Here is a 20867-nt window from a genome sequence, read left to right as displayed (position 1 = left end):
TCCGGACACAGATTGCATCCCGATCGGCGATGCAACCTTCGTCACCCAGCGGTTTGGTTGGCATGCATCCGCGACTTGCAGACAACAAGGCAGATTGCCCATGCCACGCGCGTGGCCACACATCACCCAGAAGCGGCCAAAGGCACGCAACCACAAACGCATACCACTCGAACACCAGACCTGCTGCGGACGAGGCAGAGGGTGCTGTTATCGAGTGACCTATGAGAGGCCCGCTTACGAAACTACTCGCCCAACCGCGCATGACGCAGCCAGCCAAGCCGGTCGCACTGCTGGCAGCGCAACCGGTGCCACCCGCACTCAGTACCGCTTCACACCCGGCACGGTGCAGCCGGCGATCTGCGACTTGGCCGAGGCGGCATTTTCCTTTTCGCCACGCGCCAGCCGCGATTGTTCGATGGTGGCCCAATGGCGACGGCACAGCGGGCCGGTCTTGGAGCCAAGCTCCACCGCCTGGTTGGCAAAGCGTTCGGCGGCCGGCCAATCGGCCTGCAGCACGGCCACTTCAGCACGCTCCTGCAGGATCGCGGGGTCGCCGGACACCAGCCCCAGCGCCTGATCCAGCGCCGCCGCAGCGCCGGGCAGATCGCCGGCCTGGCGCTTGGCCTTGGCGCTCTCGCGCAGATCGTCCACCTGCGGGTCGCGCAGCGGCTGCACCGACAACTCGGTGTCGTCGACGCCGGCTTCGCGTTCGATCAGCAACAGCCGTTGGGTGGGCGTGGTCGGGTCCACCGGGGTCGGCGGCGGCGCGGGCGGCGCACTGACGCAGGCAGTGACTGCGGCGAGCACGCCGATCAGGACAACAAGGCGGTGCAATCGGATCATGGGGTCACTCCACTCAATGTGCAGGGGGCGCCGACGCAGGCGCCGGTGCGGGTTCTTCCGGCTTCTTTTCCAATCCGAAGAAACGCCGCCAGCCGCCACCGCTGGATTGCTCGGCGGGTGCGGATCCATCGTCCGGCACGTCTTCGATGGAGGGCGCATTACCGGCACACGGCGCATAGGCCGGCGTGAAGCCGACCACGAACGGGAACTGACGTGCGCCCGGGCAGCCAGCATCTGTGACGCCGGTGCCCGCCGCATCTACCGACTGCCAGTCCAGGCCCTTGCCACTGACCTTCAATGGTGCGCTGGGCAGGCGCGCGAAAATGCTCGACCACACCCGCATCGCGCCGGTCGCGCCGTACAGGCCGGTCTGCTCGTTTTGATCGTTACCCATCCAGATCACCGCCAGATGGTCGCCGGTGTAGCCGGCATACCAACTGTCGCGGCCGTCGTTGGAGGTGCCGGTCTTGCCGGCCGGCGACAGGCGCCCGAGGCCATCGCCCAGCAGCTGACGCGCAGTACCGCCACTGACCACCTGCTGCAGAGCGACGCTGATCAGGTTGGCCGCCACCGAATCGCCTTCCTGCGCTGGCGCCGGGGTCTTGTCGTAGCGCTTGAGCAATTTGCCCTGCGGGTCGAGCACGCCACGCACCGCATGCAGTGGCTGGATCTCGCCACCGGCGGCCAGGAACTGGTACAGCTGCGCCATGCCATACGGACTCTGATCGGTGGCGCCCAGGATCAGCGATGGGTTCGGGTCGGCCTTGATGCCGGCCAGCACCTGGATCAATTGCGCCACGCGGTCGGCGCCGACCTGCATACCCACCCGCACCGTGGCCTGGTTATAGGAATGCGCCAGCGCATCGATCAGGCGCACCGTGCCGTGGCTGCGGTTGTCGGAATTGCCCGGCGACCAGGTCTTGCCGCGGCTGAGCTGCACCGTCACCGGTGAATCGTCGACCCAACTGGACAACGCCCAACGATCCGGCGAGGCCAGCGCCAGCAGGTAGACGAACGGCTTGAGCAACGAGCCCACCTGCCGCTGCGCTTCGACTGCGCGATTGAAGCCCGGCTTGGCCACATCGCGGCTACCGACCACTGCCAGCACATCGCCGTTGTGCACGTCGGTCATCACCAGGCCAGCCTGCAGCGGCGGGCGCTTTTTGTTGTCCAGCCGCTTGATGGTGCCGGTCACCGCGCCTTCGGCATAGGCCTGCGCGGACGGCGACATGCCGGTGAGCACGCTCATGCCGGCGCCTTGCAGCACGCCTTCGGGGTAATCGTGGGCCAGCTGCCGGCGCACCAGATCCACATACGCGGGGAAACGGTTGGCCGCGACCAGTCCCGGCTCGGTAGGCACACCCAGCGGCGCGGCCAGCGCGCGCTTGTATTCGGCGTCGTCGATCAGCTGGTTCTCGTGCAGCTTGCCCAGCACAAAGTTGCGTCGATCCAGCGCGCGCTCCGGATTGCGCCGCGGGTCGTAATACGACGGCCCCTTGACCAACCCGATCAGCAGTGCGATCTGCTCGGTGGTCATCGAATTGAGCTCGCGGCCGAACCACAGCTCCGCACCCGATGACACGCCGTGGATGGCCTGCCCACCGCGCTGACCCAGATAGACCTGGTTGAGGTACGCCTCCAGGATGGTGCGCTTGTCGTAGCGCGCCTCCATGATCACCGCATACAGAATTTCGTTGAATTTGCGCGTGACCGTCTGTTCCTTGCCTATGCCGAGCAGCCCGCTGCGCGCCAGCTGCTGGGTCAAGGTGCTGGCGCCCTGACGGACCTGGCCGCCGGAGCGCACCATGATCCACGCCGCACGCACCATGCCGCTCAGATCGATGCCGTGGTGGCTATTGAAATCGCGGTCTTCTACCGCCTGCAAGCCGGTGACCAGCAGTTCCGGCACTTCTTCCATGCGCACCAGGCGGCGCTCTTCCTGCTTCTGGCCATACAGCGTGGCGATACGCGCCGGATCCAGGCGCGCGCTCTTGAGCGTCTTGCGGTCGACAGCATCGCGCAGGCTCGCCACGCGGCCGCCAGCCAGGCTGACCTCGATACGTCGGGCAGGCACGCGCCCGTCCACATCGTTATAGCCGCGGCTGGCGATGGTGAAGCGGCTGCCATCCTGCTGATAGGTGCCGGCCAGCTTGGCCTGACCGTCGTCGCGGTAGGACGCCGCATCCAGCTCGGTCTTCAGCGTGGCCGCATCCAACGCATTGCCGGGCACCAGCACCAACGGGCGCCCGTACACACGGGTCGGGATCTGCCAACGCAGCTCGCCGAAGCGTTGCGTGACCTGCTTGTTCAGATACACCGTGTAAGGAATCAGGAAACCGAGCGCCAGCGCGATCGCGGCAAATCCCCAGACAATCAGTCTGCGTTGCCAGCGGGGGCCTTGCGCGTTGGAGTCGTCCTGAAAGTCGTCGGAATCGTCGTGGTCGTAGCGTCGGGGCACAGGGATGCGAGAATGTAGAGTCGGGCGAGTCTAGCGCAGCGCTGTCATGGTTGCGGCCCGCTGGCCCCGCCGACTTAAGCGCGGCTAACAAACCCCCTCGCTCACCGCCGCGCCGCCGCGGCCTGTGCTCGGCGCGGCCAGTGCTCCTCGGTACACTGGCGGCGGTTGTCTGCCGGCTGCGCCATCGCACTCCCTGCCGACTCCATTCACCCGTCTCTCCGCTGGAGTTTCAACGCAATGTCGATGTCCCTGGCCGATGCGCGCTATCTGTTCAATCGCGTGCTCGGCCTGATCCACCGCAGCGTGGCCAGCATGCGTACACGCGGGTGGCGGGCCACCTGGCAGCGCATTCGCGTACACACGCAGGCACCGCCGGTGGCGCTCGGCACACCGCTATGGCTGCCCGATGCCGCGCCATTTGCTGCACTCGCAGTACCGCACAGCGCCGTGCCGCGCGTGACGGTGGTGATCCCGGTCTACAACCACATCGCCCATACGCTGGCCTGTCTGCGTGCGCTGGCTGCGCATCCACCAACGCTGGAGGTGGAGATCGTCGTGGTGGACGACGGCAGCAGCGATACCACCAGCGTGCAGTTGCCGCAGATTGCCGGCCTGCACTACCACCTACGCGCCAGCAACGGCGGCTTCATTGCTGCCTGCAACGACGGGATCGCGCTGGCACGTGGCGAATACGTGGTACTGCTCAACAACGACACCATCCCGCAGCCCGGCTGGCTGGATCGACTGATCGGAACCTTCACCGCGCACCCGAACGCCGGCCTGGTCGGCGCGCAATTGGTGTATCCGGACGGGCGCCTGCAGGAATCCGGCGGTGTGGTCTTCGGCGACGGCAGCGCCTGGAGCTACGGCCGCTTCGAATCGGCCGACGACCCGCGCTATGCCTATGTGCGCGCGATGGACTACTGCTCGGGCGCGGCGATCGCGCTGCCACGGGCGCTGTTGCTGCAGACCTTGGGCGGGCTGGATCGCCGCTACATGCCGGCCTATTACGAAGACACCGACCTGGCCTTTGCAGTGCGCGCCGCCGGGCATCAGGTTCTGGTGCAGCCGGCCAGTGTGGTGGTGCATGACGAAGGCACCAGCAACGGCACCGACACGCGCACCGGAGTAAAGGCCTATCAGGTGCGCAATCAAGCCGTTTTCGCAGAAAAATGGCAGCAGGCGCTGGCGACGCAGTTGCCGGTCGGCACGGTGCCCGGGCCGGCGCAACTGCATCGCGGGCAACGCCAGGTGCTGATCCTGGACGAAGGCGTGCCGCACCCGGATCGCGATTCCGGCTCGTTGCGGCAGTTCAATCTGATCCGGCTATTGCGCGAAGAAGGCGCCCATGTGGTGTTCGTGCCGACCCGGCGCGAACATGCCGGACGCCACACCCAGGCGCTGCAGCAACTGGGCGTGGAGGTCTGGTATGCGCCGTTCCTGGACGGCATCGGCAGCTGGTTGCGCGCGCACGGCCCGCGTTTTGCGGTGGTGCTGCTGGTGCGGCATCACGTTGCCCACGCCTGCCTGCCACTCTTGAAACAGTACGCGCCGCAGGCACGCACCTTGTTCGACACCGTCGACCTGCATTACCTGCGCGAGCGCCGCGGCGCCGAGCTTGCCGGCGATGCCAATCTGCTGCGCAGCGCCGAACGCACCCGCGTACGCGAACTGGAAATCATGGCGGCCACCGACGTCACCCTGCTGGTGTCTGCCGCCGAACAGGCGCAATTGCGCGCGGACGCGCCGCAGATCCGCACTGCCCTGCTCTCCAACCTGCACGAGGTCGCCGGCAGCGGCCACAGCTTCGTGCAACGCCGCGACCTGGTGTTCGTGGGCGGCTTCCGCCATCCGCCCAATGTGGATGCGGTGCAGTGGTTCATCAGCGCGATCTTCCCGCAGGTGCGCGCACAGCTACCCGACGTGGAATTTCATTGCATCGGTGCGGATCTGCCGGCAGCGCTGAAGCTGCTTGCAGACGAGTGTCCCGGTGTGCGATTGCATGGCCACGTACCGGATCTGGTGCCGTTCATGGACAGCGTCCGCATTGCGGTCGCCCCGCTGCGCTTCGGCGCCGGCGTCAAAGGCAAGATCAATCTGAGCATGGCGCATGGTCAGCCGGTGGTCGGCACCACTTGCGCGGTGGAAGGCATGCATCTGCGCGATGGCGACGATGTCTGCGTGGCCGACGAAGCCGATGCCTTTGCCAGCGCCATCGTGCGGCTGTATCAGGATGCCGCGCTATGGCAGAAGCTGGCCGACAACGGGCTGCGCAACGTGGCCGAGCACTTCTCGCTGGACGCAGCGCGCGCGACGGTCTGCGAGCTGTTTATCGCGGGGTGAGGTGGCGCCCCTGGTGACTCACGGGTGCGTTGCGGATCGAGCAGTGGTCGTCGTACCACGCAGATCATTGCGGGCTGCATCGATGTCTTGCCGCGCAGGACGCGAGACTTCGCACAGTTCGCTCACCGCGACGACGAACGCGCACATGAATCGCCAAGCTTCGCTCGTACCCTCATCCGCTCTTCGGGCACCTTCTCCCGATGGGGGAAGGGAGCAACAACCGGTACGGACTGCGAGCAACCAACAAAACTACTTTGCTGCGCCAAGCGAGCGCATCCGGCACTCGGAATGCTCATGTATCACGCGCACGCTCCGGTTCTGAGCGCGCCGTCCACACCCACCTGTCAACCGCGCACTACGTCTTGCTAGCCGCTCTGAGGTCATCTTCTGCGCGACAGGGGCAGTGCTGAGGGTGCAGCCAGCCGCCATGGTTATCTCTCCCTGAGCAATTGCCTGATGCGCCCAAGCTGGTCGGTCAGTGCCTGCAGTGAAGATGACGTCGAAGCGCCCCTGGATGTCTCCGGTCTGATCACCATCCACTACCGGCATGTACAGGCCAAACGCCGACAAAAACAGCGCACGCCTCAGCGCTGCTCTGCCACCGCTCTGACCCGGCGCGTGAATTCGGCCAGCTCCGGCAAGCCGGGATCTAGTTGATGCGCTTCGTCCTGGGCACGGCGCGCGAACGCCGCATCCTCCTGGCCCAGGCGCTCGCTGCCGACTGCGACCCAGCGCTGGGCCAAGCGTCGACGCGCGCCGGGCAACGCATCGCCATTCGGCGTCAGCGCCTGCCAGGCATCCAGGCAGCCGCGCGCGGCACGCAGCCGGTTATTGCGCAGCTCGTCTTCGAAACAGCGCTGGCTGGCCGGCACCACGCGTGCGGCGGCCTGCAGCACGCGTGCATCGCGCGGTGCCAGCGCTTGCGCCGCGCGCACCGCGTCGTACGCACTGGCGCCGGGCGGCGTCATCCATTGCTGCCGCGCTTCGGCATCGGCGACGCGTTGCAACAGCAGGCGCAAACGGCGCTCGCGCACGCCGCGCGACAGCCCGGTTTCCGGGCTGCGCTGGGCGTCGCGGGCGCGGGCGATGGCCTGCTCGGCCTGGGCGATGGATGCGGCGCCAGGCACCAGCGACTGCGCCTGTTGCAACGACTGCATCGCCGCGTCGAACTGAAAGTCCGCGGCCTGCCGGCCTGCCTGCGCGGCGTATTCGCTGGCGACACGTTCCAGCCCGCGCTGCGCGCCGACATCGGCCGGCTCGGCCGCCAGCACGGCGTTGAAATCGCGTGCAGCGGGGGCCAAGCGACCACGTCGCAGCAATGCCTCGGCACGTTGCCGGCGCTGATCCAGCACACGGTGATAGTGCCCTTCGGTCGACGGCACGTCGGCATGCCCGGCGTCGTACCGTTTGGCCGCTGCCAGCAGGCGCGCTGCCTCGCCGAGTGCGTCGCGCGCCAGCGCGTGACGCGCCTGCGCCAAGAGATCGGTCAAGGCATCTTCGCGCCCTTCCAGCGCGTCGGTGCGGTCGGGCGCCAGGGTCAAAATGCGCTGATACAGCGGCAGCGCGCCATTGGGCGTGCCATCCAGGCGACCTTGCTGCTGGGCGGCAACAGCCTGCGCCAGCAAGGCATCCAGCCCGGCGCGGCGCGCCTGCAGTTGACGCAGCCGCAGCGCAACCGGCGCCACCTGTGCCTGCGGCACCTCCAGTGCAGTTGCCAATGCCAGCGTGCGCTGCGCGGCGTCCGCATCGCCGGCCGCGATGGCGGCGCGCGCCTGCACCACGGCAGCCACGCCGGTCCGGGCCAACCCGACACGCGCCTCGCTACGATCGTTGTCCAACGCAAGCGCAGCGGTAAACAGTTCGCGCGCACCGCTGCCATCGGCGGCACTAAGCTTGCCGCGCGACAGCGCAACATCGCCACGTTGCAGCAGTTGCTGGATCCGTGTATCCGGCCACAGCACATCGCCCAGCGGCTTGCGCAGCGCGATGACGCTCAACAGCAGACAGGCGGCCAGCGCCAGCACCACGCGCCACAGTGCACGGCTGCGCAACGGCGCCCAAAGGCGCGGCGATCTGACCCAGCGCGGCAGCGGGAACATACGGTAGCGTCCATCCTTGGCGCGACCTGACGGGGGCGCGTTCACGTGCGTATGGTAGCTGGCCCTGTTGCGAAGACGGTGTAGGGGCGGGATTGGCGGATTCGGAATTGGTCAAGGCAAGCGCTGCGGGTGCGGGGTCCGGACTGCTCTGGTGCATCGATGCATCGTCAAGGCAGTTGCACGACGCCTGGGGTGGCTGACACGTGGGTACCGCAGCACAGCGACCGCGCAAGCGACTCCCGAAGCGCAGTACACCGAGAGTCAGCCGATGATTTGCGCCACCCCAAGATGATCGATCTGCGCCACCCCAACCACCAGCAGCATTCGCCACAAACACGCAACGCCGCTTGATCACGCTCAGCCCAGTCGCCGCACCTCATTCACGCCGGGCAAGGCATCCAGTTTGCCAAGCAGGGCGGACAGCTGGTCGTAGTCGCTCACCTTGAGCCGCAGTCGCAGCTGCGCCCTGCCGGTGTCGCGCACGTTGTCGCTGTTGATTTCCAGCACGTGGGCATCTTCCTGCGCGATCAGGTTGGTGATGTCCTTGAGCAGCCAGCGGCGGTCCACCGCGCGTACCTGCACATCCACTTCATACCCGCTGCCGGCCTTGCCCCATTCCACCGGCAACACGCGTTGCGGGTGGGCAGCCGCCAGCCGTGCCAGTGCCGCGCAGTCGGTGCGGTGCACGGTGATGCCGCGCCCGCGGGTGAGATACCCGGCAATCGGTTCGCCGGCCACCGGTTGGCAGCACCGCGCCAGTTGCACCAGCAGATTGCCCACGCCCTGCACGGTGAATTTGGATTTCCCCAAGCTCTCGCGGCGCGCAGTCGGTCGCGGTGGCGCCGGCACCGCAGGTTGCGAGGCCGCGCGCTCGGCTTCCAGCAGCGCACGGCTGACCTGGTTTGGCCCGGTATCGCCCAGCGCCACCTGGATATACAAATCGTCGACATTTTCAGCATGGAACTTGCGCGTCGCCACGCTCAGATCGGCATGCTGCAGACCCAGACGCTTGAGCTCGCGATCGAGCAGCTCCTTGCCCGCCTGCACATTGCGCGCGCGGTCGAGCTTGTGGAACCAGGCGCGCACCTTGTCGCGCGAACGCCCGCTGGCCAGAAAGCCGTTGGACGCCAGCAGCCAGTCGCGACGCGGGTCGGCTTCCTTGGCGGTCATGATCTCCACGCGGTCGCCGCTGCGCAGCCGATAGGTCAGCGGCACGATGCGGTCGTTGACCCGCGCGCCACGGCAGCGGTGCCCCACCATGGTGTGCACGTGGTACGCAAAATCCAGCGGGGTGGCGCCTTGCGGCAGATCGATGACCTCGCCCTTGGGCGTCAGCGCATACACGCGGTCTTCGATCAGCTCGGCATCCAGCGCACCGGCCAACTCGCCGTGGTCGCCTTCCTGCACCTGTTCCAGCAACTGGCGCATCCACAGGATCTTGCGGTCGAACGCCTTTTCGGCGCCCTTGCCGCCTTCCTTGTACTTCCAGTGCGCGGCCACGCCGAGCTCGGCCTGGGCATGCATCTCGTGGGTGCGGATCTGGATCTCGATCGTGCGCCCTTCCGGCCCGACCACCGCGGTATGCAGCGAACGGTAGTCGTTGGCCTTGGGCCGGGCGATGTAATCGTCGAACTCGCTGGGCACGGGCGCCCACAGCGAATGCACAGCGCCCAACGCCGCATAGCAGGCCGCCACGTCGTCGACCATCACGCGCACCGCGCGCACGTCGTAGAGCTGGTCGAACGACAGCCGCTTTTTCTGCATCTTGCGCCAGATGCTGTAGATGTGCTTCGGCCGCCCGCTCACCTCTGCGCGCAGACCCTGCCCCGCCAATGCGCTCGACAAGGTGCGCTTGACCGCCTCGATGTAACGCTCGCGCGCCACCCGGGTTTCGTCCACTTCGCGCGCGATGCGGCGATAGGTATCAGGTTCCAGGTGCCGGAAGGCCAGGTCTTCCAGCTCCCACTTCACCTGCCAGATGCCCAGCCGGTTGGCCAGCGGCGCGTGGATGTCGCGGGTGAGCTGGGCCAGCGCGCGGCGCTGCTCCTCGCTGAGGCGGTCGCCCACGCGCATGCGCGTCAGCTGCCGCGCCAGCAGGATTGGCACCACGCGCAGGTCGTGGATGATGGACAACAGCAGGCGCCGCAAGCCCTCGCTGTTGCGCCCGGCCTCGCGTCCGGCATGCAGCGCCCAGACCTGATCGGCCGCATCCAGGCCATCCAGCAATCCTTCCACGGCCACGCGCCGCTCCGCCGGTTGCCAGGGCAAGCCAGCCACCGCACCGCGTAATGCCGGCAGATCGAACAGCAATGCCGCAATCACCGTGGCCTCGTCGGCTGCCAGCGACGCCAGCACGTCTAACGTGTCGGCCAGCAGCGCCCACGGCACGCTGTCGGCCTGCGCGGGCGGCGCATCCTGCCAGGCCTGCGCCAATGCATCGCGTAATGCCGGTACGATCGACGCAACGGCCGGGCGCTGCAGCAAGGCATGCAGGCGTTCGAATGAGGAACTGGTCACAACGGTGGACACGGCGGCCGGCGATCACTGGGGTCTGACAGCTACGGTAACGTGCGCGTCACCTTCTCTACAACGCGCAATTTCGGCGCAAATGCCGGCCGGCAGCATGTTTGCGCTTATGGTCGGTTCACCCGCCAAGGTCTTGATTCGCAACCGCTCTGCGATGGATAGCCGTTCGCGCGGCATGCCAATTGCGACGCAATGCCGGCTTTTTACAAGCTCTTTACAATTGGAATAAACCGGCTGCCTATGCTCGGCTCACGTCATCGCTGCATTGCGCCGCGACGGCGTTTTTCCACCCACTGCGAGGTAGCCGATGAAGACCTGGAAGAAGCCTGTCGTTCGTGAAGTCAACTGTGGCGCCGAAATCAACTGCTACGTCTCTGGCGAGTTTTGATCCGGCACGTCTCAATCGCACCAGCCGCCCTTCCTTTTGATGCATGACCGGCAACTGCCGGCAGAGTAGGTAACAGTTTCCATGCGCATCATCGTTTTGGGATCGGCGGCCGGCGGTGGGCACCCGCAGTGGAATTGCCATACACCCGCAAGTCAGCGGGCCTGGCAACAAGCAGACGGTGCCCAACGTCGTACCCAAGCCAGCATCGCGGTCAGTGCCGACGGCGAGCGTTGGGTTCTGATCAATGCGTCCCCCGATTTCCGTCAGCAGATTCTCGCCACACCCGCGTTATGGCCGCAGCACAGCCTGCGCCATTCGCCGATCGAAGCGGTGCTGCTGACCAGTGGCGAGATCGACCATATCGCCGGATTGTTGTCGATGCGAGAAAGCCAGGCCTTCTCGCTGCATGCCAGCAGTCGCGTGCTGGACCTACTGGCACAAAACCCCATCTTCGACGCGGTGAATCCAAACTACGTGACGCGCCAGCCATTTGCGCTGGACACGCCGGTGTCGCTGCTCGGCCTGCAACTGACGCCCTTCTCGGTGCCAGGCAAGGTGCCGCTGTTCATGGAATCGCGCAGCGGCGGCGATCTGGCCGGCTCCAACGAAGAAACCCTCGGGCTCACCATCGACGATGGCCAGCACCGCGTGCACTACATCCCCGGCTGCGCGGCGATGACCGATGCACTGCGCGCGCGCCTGCAAGGAGCCGAATTGGTCTTTTTCGACGGCACACTGTGGCGCGACGACGAGATGGTGCAACTTGGCATCAGCCAGAAGACCGGCCAGCGCATGGGCCACATGAGTATCGATGGCGCCGACGGCACCATCGCTGCCTTTGCCTCGCTGGATGTGGCACGCAAGCTTTTCATCCATCTCAACACCACCAATCCCGTGCTCGACATCCACTCGCCGGAGTACGCCAGTGCGCGTGCCAGCGGCTGGGACGTTGCCCACGACGGCCTGGAGATCACGCTGTGACCGCCCTGCTCACCCCCGACCAACTGGAAGCGGACCTGCGCGCGATCGGCGCACGCCTGTATCACGACCAGCACCCGTTTCATGCACTGCTGCACCACGGCAAGCTCGATCGCGGCCAGGTGCAGGCCTGGGCGCTGAATCGCTTCGAATACCAGCGCTGCATTCCGCTGAAAGATGCGGCGATCCTGGCGCGCATGGAAGACCCGGCGCTGCGGCGAATCTGGCGCCAGCGCATCCTCGACCACGACGGCAATAGCGCCACCGATGGCGGCATCGCACGTTGGCTGCATCTGACCGACGCGCTGGGCCTGGATCGCGGCCTGGTCGAATCCGGGCGCGCCTTGCTGCCCGGCACGCGGTTTGCGGTGCAGGCGTATCTGCACTTCGTCCGCGAAAAAAGCCTGCTTGAGGCGATTGCTTCCTCGCTCACCGAACTGTTCGCTCCCAACATCATCGGCCAGCGCGTGGCCGGCATGCTCAAGCACTACGACTTCGTCTCGTCCGAGGCGCTGGCGTACTTCGAGCATCGCCTGACCGAGGCGCCGCGCGACTCGGATTTCGCGCTCGATTACGTCAAGCAGCACGCCGATACGGTCGAAAAACAGCAGCTGGTCAAGGCCGCGCTGCATTTCAAATGTTCGGTGTTATGGGCGCAGCTGGATGCCTTGCACGTGGCCTATGTCACGCCGGGCATCGTGTGGCCGGACGCGTTCGTGCCCGACCGCGACGCCCGCCGGGCCGCTGCGTGAGCGACATTACACGCGAGAGTCAGCCGGCACTGCGCGCAGGCGTGCGTCTGCAGCACGACCGCACACGCGACCAGTGGGTGCTGCTTGCGCCCGAACGCGTGGTCGAACTCGACGAGATCGCCCAGGTGGTGGCGCAGCGCTTCGATGGCGCGCGTTCGCTGGCGCAAATTGCGCAGGAATTGGCCGCAGAGTTCGATGCCGACGCCGCCGAGATCGAAGTGGATGTGATCGAACTCACCAACACCCTGCACCAGAAACGTCTGTTGCGGCTATGAACACTGCACCGCCACCGCTATCGGTATTACTGGAGCTGACCCACCGCTGCCCGCTGGCGTGCCCGTATTGCTCCAACCCGATTGCACTGGCGGCACTACGCGAAGAAATGGATACCGCCGGCTGGCGTTCGCTGCTGCAGCAGGCCGCCGACATGGGGGTGCTGCAGGCGCATTTTTCCGGCGGCGAACCGATGTTGCGCAAGGATCTGCCCGAGCTGGTGGCGCATGCGCGTGAGCTCGGGCTGTACAGCAACCTGATCACTTCCGGCGTGGCCGGCGGCGAACCGATGCTGGACCAACTGCAAGCCGCCGGACTGGAGCATGTGCAGCTGAGCGTGCAAGACGTCGACCCGGCCGGCGCCGACCGCATTGCCGGGTATCGCAATAGCCTGTCGAAAAAGCGCGATTTTGCCGCGGCCGTGCGCGCACGCGGCCTGCCGCTCACGCTCAACGCAGTGCTGCACCGGCACAACGCGGACCGCGTGCCCGGCATGATTGCGCTGGCGCTGGAATGGCAGGCCGAGCGCATCGAAGTGGCGCACACCCAGTACTACGGCTGGGGCCTGCGCAATCGTGCTGCGCTGATGCCCAGCCGCGAGCAGCTGATGGACACCATTTCCGCGGTGGAAACCGCGCGGCGCGAGCTCGGCGACCGTCTGGCGATCGACTTCGTCACCCCCGACTACTACGCGCGCCTGCCAAAGCCCTGCATGGGGGGCTGGGGCCAGCGCTTCGTCAATATCTCTCCGCGCGGCGACGTGCTGCCCTGCCACGCGGCCGAAACCATCGACGGCATGCGCTTCGACAACCTGCGCGAGCGCTCGCTGGCCGATATCTGGAACAACGGCGAGGCGTTCGTGCGGTTTCGCGGCACCGCCTGGATGCCCGAGGTCTGCCAGGAGTGTCCCAAACGCGAGATCGATTGGGGCGGTTGCCGCTGCCAGGCGCTGGCGCTCAGCGGCGATGCCGCCACGCTGGACCCGGTCTGCGAACGCTCGCCCGACCATGCGCGGGTGCGCGCGATTGCCGACACCGAGGCGGCTGCGTCGCCGCCGGAATTCATCTATCGCCGCCCCGCCCGCCCCGCGCAGGCGTCATCGGCCACTGCCGACCGCGTGGACTGACCGGCGTCGGCTAGCACGGCACAGCGTCTACACTAGCCACCTCTTCCCTGTCGGATGGCTTCCATGTCGCTCGTGCGCCGCATTCCCCTGCTGGTCTGCCTGTCTCTTGCATTGACCGCCACCCCGGCCCTGGCGCAGCGCGCAGTCCACGGCGATCTGCAGTCGCAGATGAGCGCCGAACAGTTCAAGGCTGCTGGCCTGGACAAGCTCGATGCCAGCGAACTGGCTGCGCTCAACGACTGGCTGCAGGGCAAGGTCGCCAAGGAAGCCGCCGTCGTGGTCGAACAGGCCAAGGAAGCCGGCCGCCAGGAAATCATCGTCAAGAACCGTGGTTTCTTCGACTTCGGCAGCAAGGAGCCGATCGAGAGCAACATCGTCGGCGAGTTCAAGGGCTTCTCCAAAGGCCGCGTCTATACGCTGGCCAATGGTCAGGAATGGGAACAGACCGATGTGGCCAGCCTCTCCGGCGTGCGCAAGGAGGCTCCCAAGGTCAAGATCAAGCCCGGCCTGGTCGGCGTGTGGTACCTGCAGATCGAGGGGTACAACACCCCGGCCAAGGTGCGGCGGATCAAGTAAGCGCGGCCAACAAAACGACTGCGCTCGCCGTCAGGCGGGCGTAGCCGGTGCTCGGTGCTCAGTGCTCAGTGCGGCATGGGCCAGTCGTACGCTTCGGTGCTGAGTACGCCGTCAATGCATCGCTGACGACCGCTCGCTGCGCTTTTTAGCCCTTGCAAGTGTTAGCCCGTACAAGCGTATAAGCAGTGCGGATGGCGCAAAGCTGCTGCAGAAGCAGAGAAACGCAGCCCCTTGCCGGCGCGCGCGGATGTGCGATGAAGACTGGCCGGCACTGTCCGATCGCAAGCAAGCGCGCTTCTGCGGAAAGTTAACGAGTCAATGCAGCGGCCTCTGTTCGCCGACAAGCTTGACTTCGTTTTCGCCGGCATCTGGTGTGGGCACTGCAAAGGATGGATGCGTCCTACGTGCCAGACTGGCCACCGACAACAGGCTTGATCTGCGCATCTGGCGCGGGCCGGGCCCTTGATCGCGCTGCCCCCCAGCGCCGCTGACGGAGAATGCCGATGCGCCTGATGACACGCTGCGGGATTGCATTGCTGGCCTTGATCGCAGGGCCAGCACTGGCGTCCACTGCAACCGAACGCTGCGCCACCGCGCCCGAGGTCGGGTTTGATCAAGCTCTGATCTGCTATCGCGATGCAGTAGAACAGCAGCCGCTGGTCTACACGCGAGGGGCCACAAGCCGCATCGCCGGTGTCGAGCGGCGCGAGTATCTGCTGACCTCGCAGACATGGTCGCCTGAAGGGCTCGTCACCCCGGCCACCTGGCAGCATGACGTGGCGATGTATGTACCCGCCGATGCGCTGCCGACGCGCGCGTTATTGATCTCCACCAATGGCACGCGTCACCCGGTCGCCGGCAGTGCGGCGCAGCCGGCCAGCGAATTGCCGCCGGAAGTGCTGGCGGCGCTGGCGCAACGCAGCCGCACCGTGGTCATCGCGCTGAGCGACATCCCCAATCAGGCGCTGCAGTATCAGGGCGATTCCGCCCCGCGCCGCGAGGACGACAGCGTCGCCTACAGCTGGTCGCTGTTTCTGCAATCGCCGCAGCAGCGCAAGACCATGCCGCTGCATATACCGATGGCCGCGGCAATTGCGCGCACCATGAGTCTGGCCGAGCGCGAGTTGGCACCGCTGCAGATCCATCGCTTCATTCTTGCTGGTGCGTCCAAGCGCGGCTGGGCCAGCTGGCACGCCACGATCGCCGACCCACGCGTGGACGCTGTGGTGCCGTTCGTGATCGACATCCTCAACATGCCGGCCGTGCTGGACCACATGTATCGGGCGTACGGCGGCAACTGGCCGATTGCATTTAACGCATATGCCAAACAGGGAATTACCGCGCAATTGCAGACCCCGGCGTTCGCGCAACTGGTGCAACTGCAGGACCCGCTGAATTATCTGCACACGCCCTACCGCAAGCGATTGAGGCTGCCCAAGTACATCGTCAACGCCAGCGGCGATGATTTTTTCCTGCCAGACAACACGCAGTTCTTCTATGACGCGCTGCCTGGCAGCAAGGCCTTGCGCATGGTGCCCAACAGCGCGCACAACGGCATCCGCGCATCGATCGTCGATAGCTTGGTGCCGTTTATTGCACGGCTGCAGCAGCAGCGCTCGCTCCCCAATGTGAGCGACACGTTGCGCGCAGGCGACGCACCGCACATTCGCTTCCGCTCGTCGGAACGACCGACGCAAGTGCGGCTGTGGGCGGCCACCAATCCGCAGGCGCGCGACTTCCGCTATGCCTGCGGCATCCGCTACCACGCCACCCCGATTGCGCTTGCACGCGGCAACAGCGTCTCGGTGCCAGTGCAGACTCCGGATGCCGGTTGGAGCGCCTATTTCGTCGAAGCCACCTATGCGGATGGATTCGTCGCTACCAGCCAGACCTATGTGCTTGGCAAGCAGCAATATCCCTCTACAGCACCGCCCACCGACAATGCCGCGTGCAGCACGTTGCCCGGACTTGCGAGTCGCGCTGCTGCGGGTTGAACGGTAATTGCTGTTGCAGTGAGCGCGGGCAACACATCGCGCGGCGCGCCGTTCGGCATCTTGCATCGCCAACCTTGATCCGCAAACGGCAGTGATGCTGCGTGACGCTGGGCATGCCAATGGCTTCGGCTTCACCAGACAATAGTTCGCGATGTCGCGTAGCGCTCCCTAATAAAGACAGATGGTCGGTGGACTCGCACGTCACTGGCACCGTGTGCATGCGCACGAGCTGAGCACGCTTGCACACCGGCACCGCGCCAACTGCAAATGTACCGACTGCATCGTCTTGTCCACTTTGCGCAATGAAGTCCGCATAGAACCGGTCCATAGGGCGGTTTTTGCACTTGAGCCTGCCAACAAGATCGATCCAACCCGACTGGACCATTGACATCGTTGTCACCAACTTCTAAACAAGCCGCTACGCGCTGATGGCATCGGCTGATCAGACGGACTAAGGACTGCATGTGGCTGCGACTTCGCGTTCTGCTCACGCTTCTGCCACGCCTGCTGCTCCTGCGGCCACCGGCTTTATCGCGGCCGATGTCGGCGGCACGCATGTGCGTCTTGGCCACGTGCTGCAGCCAGAGGGCGCAGCGATTGCGCTTGCCCACTACCGCACCTATCGCTGCGGCGACTACGCCAGCCTGGACGCCATCCTGGCCGACTTCCTGCCGCAGGTGAGCCGTGTCGAGACGGTCGTGATCGCCAGCGCGGGCGTTGCGCTGGACGACGGCAGCTTCATCAGCAATAACCTGCCATGGAGTATCTCGCCCAGCCGCCTGCGCGCCGCGTTGGAACTGCGCAACGTGCATCTGGTCAACGACTTCGAAGCGGTCGCCTATGCGGCGCCGCAGATGGAAGCGCGTGCGGTGCTGCAACTGAGCGGCCCCACGCCGCGGCATGCACGCAGCGCCGGGCCAATGCTGGTGGTCGGCCCCGGTACCGGGTTAGGCGCGGCGGTGTGGATCGATGCCAAGCCGCGCCCCATCGTGCTGGCGACCGAAGCAGGCCAGGTCGCGTTGGCCAGCACGCACGCGCACGAACAGCAGTTGCTGCGCATCCTGCTGCGCGACCAACACTATCTGCCGCTCGAGCACGTGCTGTCCGGCCCTGGACTGTTGCGGCTGTATGCCGCGGTGTGTGCGCTGCACGGTTCGCCGCAACGTCATCAGCAGCCTGCGGCAATCACGCATGCGGCATTGCATGAAGACGACGCACTGGCGCGCGAAACCCTGCACGTGTTCTGCGCCCTGCTTGGCCACGCCGTCGGCGACATGGCGTTGGCCTACGGCGCTGCCGGCGGCATCTATCTGGCCGGCGGCATCCTGCCGACGATCGGACATTTTCTGGCGTCCAGCACGTTCGGCGCGCGCTTTCTCGACAAGGGCAACATGCGCGCGGTGCTCGAACGCATCCCGGTCAAGCTGGTCGAGCACGGGCAGCTGGGCGTGCTCGGTGCGGCCAATTGGTATCTGCAACACCACGCTGACGTGTCGTAAGCGTTCCACCGCGCGTTTTCCCGAACGTGCGGTTACTAAAAGTGGCTAACAAAACGTAGCGAGCAGTCGTCAGGCGGGTGTGGACGGCGCGCTCAGAACCGGAGTGTACGAGGGGGGTACATGCCGATTCCGAGCACCGGCCGCGCCCGCCTGGCGGCTGCACAGTAGTTTTGTTAGCTACTTTCAGCCCCCGCATCCGGCGAGCCACGGCCCGCCATCCATCCCTGTGCGTGATGAGGAGAGACATCATGAAATACAGCACCACCCTGCTGTGCACTGCGATTGCGTTGTCGTTGGCGGTCACCGCGCAAGCCCAGGACAGCCCTGGCCAGCAAGCCACCGAGCTGGACGCCGTCCAGGTGGTCGGCATCCGTGCCAGCCTGGAAAAATCGCTGGATACCAAACGTAACAACACCGGCATTTCCGAAGCGATCACTGCCGAGGACATCGGCAAGTTTCCCAGCACCAATGTGGCCGAAGCGCTATCGCAGATTCCCGGCGTCACCCTGGACCGACGCTTCGGCCAGGGCGAGCGCGTCAGCATCGACGGCACCGACCCCAGCTTGAATCTGTCGTTCCTGGATGGCCACCCGGTGGCGCAGGCGATCTGGTTGTACGGCGAACAGCCCAGCCGCGGATTCGACTACACCTTGCTGGCGCCGCAGATCCTGGGCCGCGTGGAGATCCTCAAGTCCTCCGAAGCGCGGCTGACCGAAGGCAGCCTGGGCGGCACGGTACTGATGCACACGCGCCAACCGCTGGATCTGAAAGCCAACGAGATCGCCGGCTCCATCGGCTACAGCTATAGCGATCAGGCCAGCAAGGGCAACCCCAATGCGGCCCTGCTCTATAGCTGGAAAAATCCCGCAGAAACCTTCGGCATTGCCGTGTCCGCGCAGCACTACGAAGAACGCGTGGACCGCCGTGGCATGGAAGTATTCGGCTATGCGCCTGCCAGCACCTTCGCCAACGCCGCAGGCACGGTACCGGCCGATGCAGACGTACCCAACTCGATCAACGCTGCGTGGTTTCAGCAGGACCGCGAGCGCGACAGCGCAGTGGTCAACCTGCAACTCAAACCCAGCGACGCGTTGGAATTCAATCTGAGCGGCGTGTACATCAACGAGAAGTTCGACAACTACAACCAGTCGATGTACAGCTTTTTGACCTGGAATGCCGGCACGGTGGCCGCGGTGGACCAGCTCGGCGATGTGCGCAACGGCGTGGTGACCAGCGGCCATTCCAGCGCCAATGCCGATCCGCTTGGCGGCACGGTGATCTACGACAACAACGTGCGCGAATCGGAAGTCACCACCAAAGGCCTGGATCTGCGCGGCGCGTTCCGCGGCGATGGCTGGGGTGTGAAGGGACAGGTGGGACAGAGCAAATCCGAAAACAAGAATCTGTCGCAATACTTCATCGAGCCGTTCTACAACGGCGGCTTCCGTTGGGACACGCGCCGTGGCATCCAGTTCGACGCCCCTGCGCGCGCACGCGACCCGGCCAATTGGGGCTCGGCCGGCGGCTGGTTCGGCAACAACGGCATCTTCTCCACCGAGAGCAAGGACACCTACGGCCAACTGGATCTGGATGTGCAGTTCGATGGCGTGTTCAACCAGTTACTGCTGGGCGTGCGTCATGGCAAACATGAGGAACGTTTCGAGCTCAACGTCTACGGCGGAGTGACCCCTGGCACATTGGCCGATGTTGGCACGATCGGTCTGACCGACCTGCAGGATTTTTATCCCGACCACGGCCAGCACGTGCAGGCCGGGCGCAACAATGTACTGAACTGGATCCGCAACAGCCCGGTCGATTACAACGCGCCGGATCCGGCAAGTTATCTCAACAACAGCTGGGCGCTGGAGCAGACCAATAACGCCGCCTACGCGCAGTTGAATTTCTCCGGCGGCAGTCTGCGCGGCAATCTGGGCGTGCGCTATGTGGACTCCAAGACCGAGGGCAGCGGCTTTGTCTACAGCGGCACACCGTCGCTGACCAACGCCGACAGCCTGTGGCAGACGCGTACCCGCAAAGAGGACTTTCTGCTGCCGTCGCTGACCGTGTCCTACGACACCAGCGCGGACTGGGTGTTCCGCTTCGCGGCGGCCAAGGTGATCGCCTGGGCGCCCTACAACCAGATGGTCAACAACACCTTCCTCAACGACACCACGCTGACCGGCAGCGGCGGCAACGCCGAGTTGTCACCGTACGAATCGTGGAATTTCAATCTCTCGGCAGAGTATTACTTCGCGCAGCAATCGGTGGTGGCGTGGTCGGTGTTCTACAAAAAGATCGACAACTACATCGACACCAGTGCCAGCGTGGAACGTCAATACAACGCGCTGCGCGATACCGCACCGCAGAGCTGGGCGCAATTACTCGGCAGCAACGGCTGCACCGCCGACGGCTACTGCGACTACAGCGTGCAGCGGCCGCGCAATGCCGGCGAGGGCAAGGTCAAGGGCTTCAACCTCTCGTTCCAGCAACCCTTCGGCGACAGCGGCTTTGGCCTGACCGCCAACTACACCTACGCCAACGGCGAAAACAACACCGGCGATGCGCTGCCGTACCAGTCACGCAACAGCGTGGCCTTCAGCCCGTACTTTGAGAAAGGCCCGCTCAACGCGCGACTGACCTACAACTGGCGCGACAGCTATCTCGCCGGCGGCTATGTGGCCGGTGCGGCACCGGCCAGCGTGGACGACTACGCCGAACTCGGCGCCAGCATCGGCTATGCACTCAGCCCGAACTGGTCGCTGCAGATCGATGGGCAAAACCTGCTGGATGAAGAGTACCTGCAGTATCTCGGCGACAAGGATCATCTGGCTGGCCGCTACAAAAGTGGGCGGCGCTATATGGCGAGCTTGCACGTGAAGTTCTGAGGCTGCGACGTTCTGACGCTGGCGTCTTCGTGGGTGCGGCCACTGCCATGTGGCCGCACGCGCGGGGTGCGTTGGAAACCTGCATCGACTAGTACTGTTTGGCGAGGCGTCGGTGTACGCCACACAT

The 20867-nt window shown here is 65.4% G+C and carries 14 protein-coding genes and 3 other RNA genes; 12 read left to right on the top strand and 5 right to left on the bottom strand.

The features are described 5' to 3' along the window. Positions 1 to 318: 318 nt before the first annotated feature. The gene (locus VC212_RS09405; RefSeq protein WP_055849184.1) at positions 319 to 843 is read right to left on the bottom strand and encodes a hypothetical protein; all 525 of its coding nucleotides are present in this window, start codon (positions 841 to 843) and stop codon (positions 319 to 321) included. A 13-nt stretch (positions 844 to 856) separates the two neighbouring features. Continuing rightward, entirely contained in the window at positions 857 to 3301 is a 2445-nt protein-coding gene (gene mrcB / locus VC212_RS09400) for a penicillin-binding protein 1B (RefSeq protein WP_323515456.1), read from the bottom strand. 237 nt (positions 3302 to 3538) lie between these two features. Here mrcB and VC212_RS09395 point away from each other — a divergent pair, with 237 nt between their 5' ends. Both VC212_RS09395 and VC212_RS09390 read left to right on the top strand, forming a co-directional pair. Continuing rightward, positions 3539 to 5644, top strand: coding sequence for a glycosyltransferase (locus VC212_RS09395; protein ID WP_323515457.1), 2106 nt, complete (start codon positions 3539 to 3541; stop codon positions 5642 to 5644). 294 nt (positions 5645 to 5938) lie between these two features. Then, positions 5939 to 6015: non-coding RNA, sX9 sRNA (locus tag VC212_RS09390), on the top strand. Positions 6016 to 6228: 213 nt separating this feature from the next. On the opposite strand, the gene VC212_RS09385 is transcribed toward VC212_RS09390, so the two are convergent. Both VC212_RS09385 and VC212_RS09380 read right to left on the bottom strand, forming a co-directional pair. Further along, complete coding sequence (locus VC212_RS09385) at positions 6229 to 7743, bottom strand: hypothetical protein (RefSeq protein WP_323515459.1); 1515 nt, start codon at positions 7741 to 7743, stop codon at positions 6229 to 6231. A 357-nt stretch (positions 7744 to 8100) separates the two neighbouring features. Continuing rightward, a complete protein-coding gene (locus tag VC212_RS09380; protein WP_323515461.1) occupies positions 8101 to 10272 on the bottom strand; it encodes a bifunctional (p)ppGpp synthetase/guanosine-3',5'-bis(diphosphate) 3'-pyrophosphohydrolase in 2172 nt (723 codons plus the stop codon). 304 nt (positions 10273 to 10576) lie between these two features. On the opposite strand from VC212_RS09380, the gene pqqA reads away from it, so the two are divergent. The 9 genes from pqqA (at position 10577) to VC212_RS09335 (ending at position 17855) form a co-directional block, all read left to right on the top strand. Continuing rightward, positions 10577 to 10657 carry a pyrroloquinoline quinone precursor peptide PqqA gene (gene pqqA, locus VC212_RS09375; RefSeq protein ID WP_002812057.1) on the top strand — a complete coding sequence of 27 codons (81 nt, stop codon included), beginning with the start codon at positions 10577 to 10579 and terminating at the stop codon, positions 10655 to 10657. A gap of 81 nt (positions 10658 to 10738) precedes the next feature. Continuing rightward, the gene (gene pqqB, locus VC212_RS09370) at positions 10739 to 11638 is read left to right on the top strand and encodes a pyrroloquinoline quinone biosynthesis protein PqqB (RefSeq protein WP_323515462.1); all 900 of its coding nucleotides are present in this window, start codon (positions 10739 to 10741) and stop codon (positions 11636 to 11638) included. Further along, the gene (gene pqqC / locus VC212_RS09365; RefSeq protein WP_311240125.1) at positions 11635 to 12387 is read left to right on the top strand and encodes a pyrroloquinoline-quinone synthase PqqC; all 753 of its coding nucleotides are present in this window, start codon (positions 11635 to 11637) and stop codon (positions 12385 to 12387) included. The genes pqqB and pqqC overlap by 4 nt, the downstream gene beginning before the upstream one ends. Then, on the top strand, positions 12384 to 12662 hold the full coding sequence (pqqD, locus tag VC212_RS09360) for a pyrroloquinoline quinone biosynthesis peptide chaperone PqqD (RefSeq protein WP_055849163.1): 279 nt from the start codon (positions 12384 to 12386) through the stop codon (positions 12660 to 12662). Before pqqC ends, pqqD begins: the two co-directional genes overlap by 4 nt. After that, entirely contained in the window at positions 12659 to 13786 is a 1128-nt protein-coding gene (gene pqqE / locus VC212_RS09355; protein ID WP_323515464.1) for a pyrroloquinoline quinone biosynthesis protein PqqE, read from the top strand. Before pqqD ends, pqqE begins: the two co-directional genes overlap by 4 nt. Before the next feature lie 63 nt (positions 13787 to 13849). Further along, positions 13850 to 14362 carry a hypothetical protein gene (locus tag VC212_RS09350; protein ID WP_055849156.1) on the top strand — a complete coding sequence of 171 codons (513 nt, stop codon included), beginning with the start codon at positions 13850 to 13852 and terminating at the stop codon, positions 14360 to 14362. Positions 14363 to 14437: 75 nt separating this feature from the next. Next, a non-coding RNA gene (locus VC212_RS09345) (sX9 sRNA) lies at positions 14438 to 14513 on the top strand. A 352-nt stretch (positions 14514 to 14865) separates the two neighbouring features. After that, complete coding sequence (locus VC212_RS09340; protein WP_323515466.1) at positions 14866 to 16356, top strand: PhoPQ-activated protein PqaA family protein; 1491 nt, start codon at positions 14866 to 14868, stop codon at positions 16354 to 16356. Between the two features lie 464 nt (positions 16357 to 16820). Further along, on the top strand, positions 16821 to 17855 hold the full coding sequence (locus tag VC212_RS09335) for a glucokinase family protein (protein ID WP_323515467.1): 1035 nt from the start codon (positions 16821 to 16823) through the stop codon (positions 17853 to 17855). A gap of 43 nt (positions 17856 to 17898) precedes the next feature. Here the strand turns inward: VC212_RS09335 and VC212_RS09330 are convergent. Further along, positions 17899 to 17977: non-coding RNA, sX9 sRNA (locus VC212_RS09330), on the bottom strand. A gap of 126 nt (positions 17978 to 18103) precedes the next feature. Here VC212_RS09330 and VC212_RS09325 point away from each other — a divergent pair. Next, positions 18104 to 20740, top strand: coding sequence for a TonB-dependent receptor (locus VC212_RS09325; RefSeq protein ID WP_323515468.1), 2637 nt, complete (start codon positions 18104 to 18106; stop codon positions 20738 to 20740). The last annotated feature ends 127 nt before the right edge of the window (positions 20741 to 20867 follow it).

The organism is Xanthomonas sp. WHRI 8932A, from assembly GCF_035012785.1.
Lineage (GTDB): Bacteria > Pseudomonadota > Gammaproteobacteria > Xanthomonadales > Xanthomonadaceae > Xanthomonas.
Note: the sequence above shows the minus strand (reverse complement) of the source record. Positions and strands in the feature narration are given on the sequence as shown.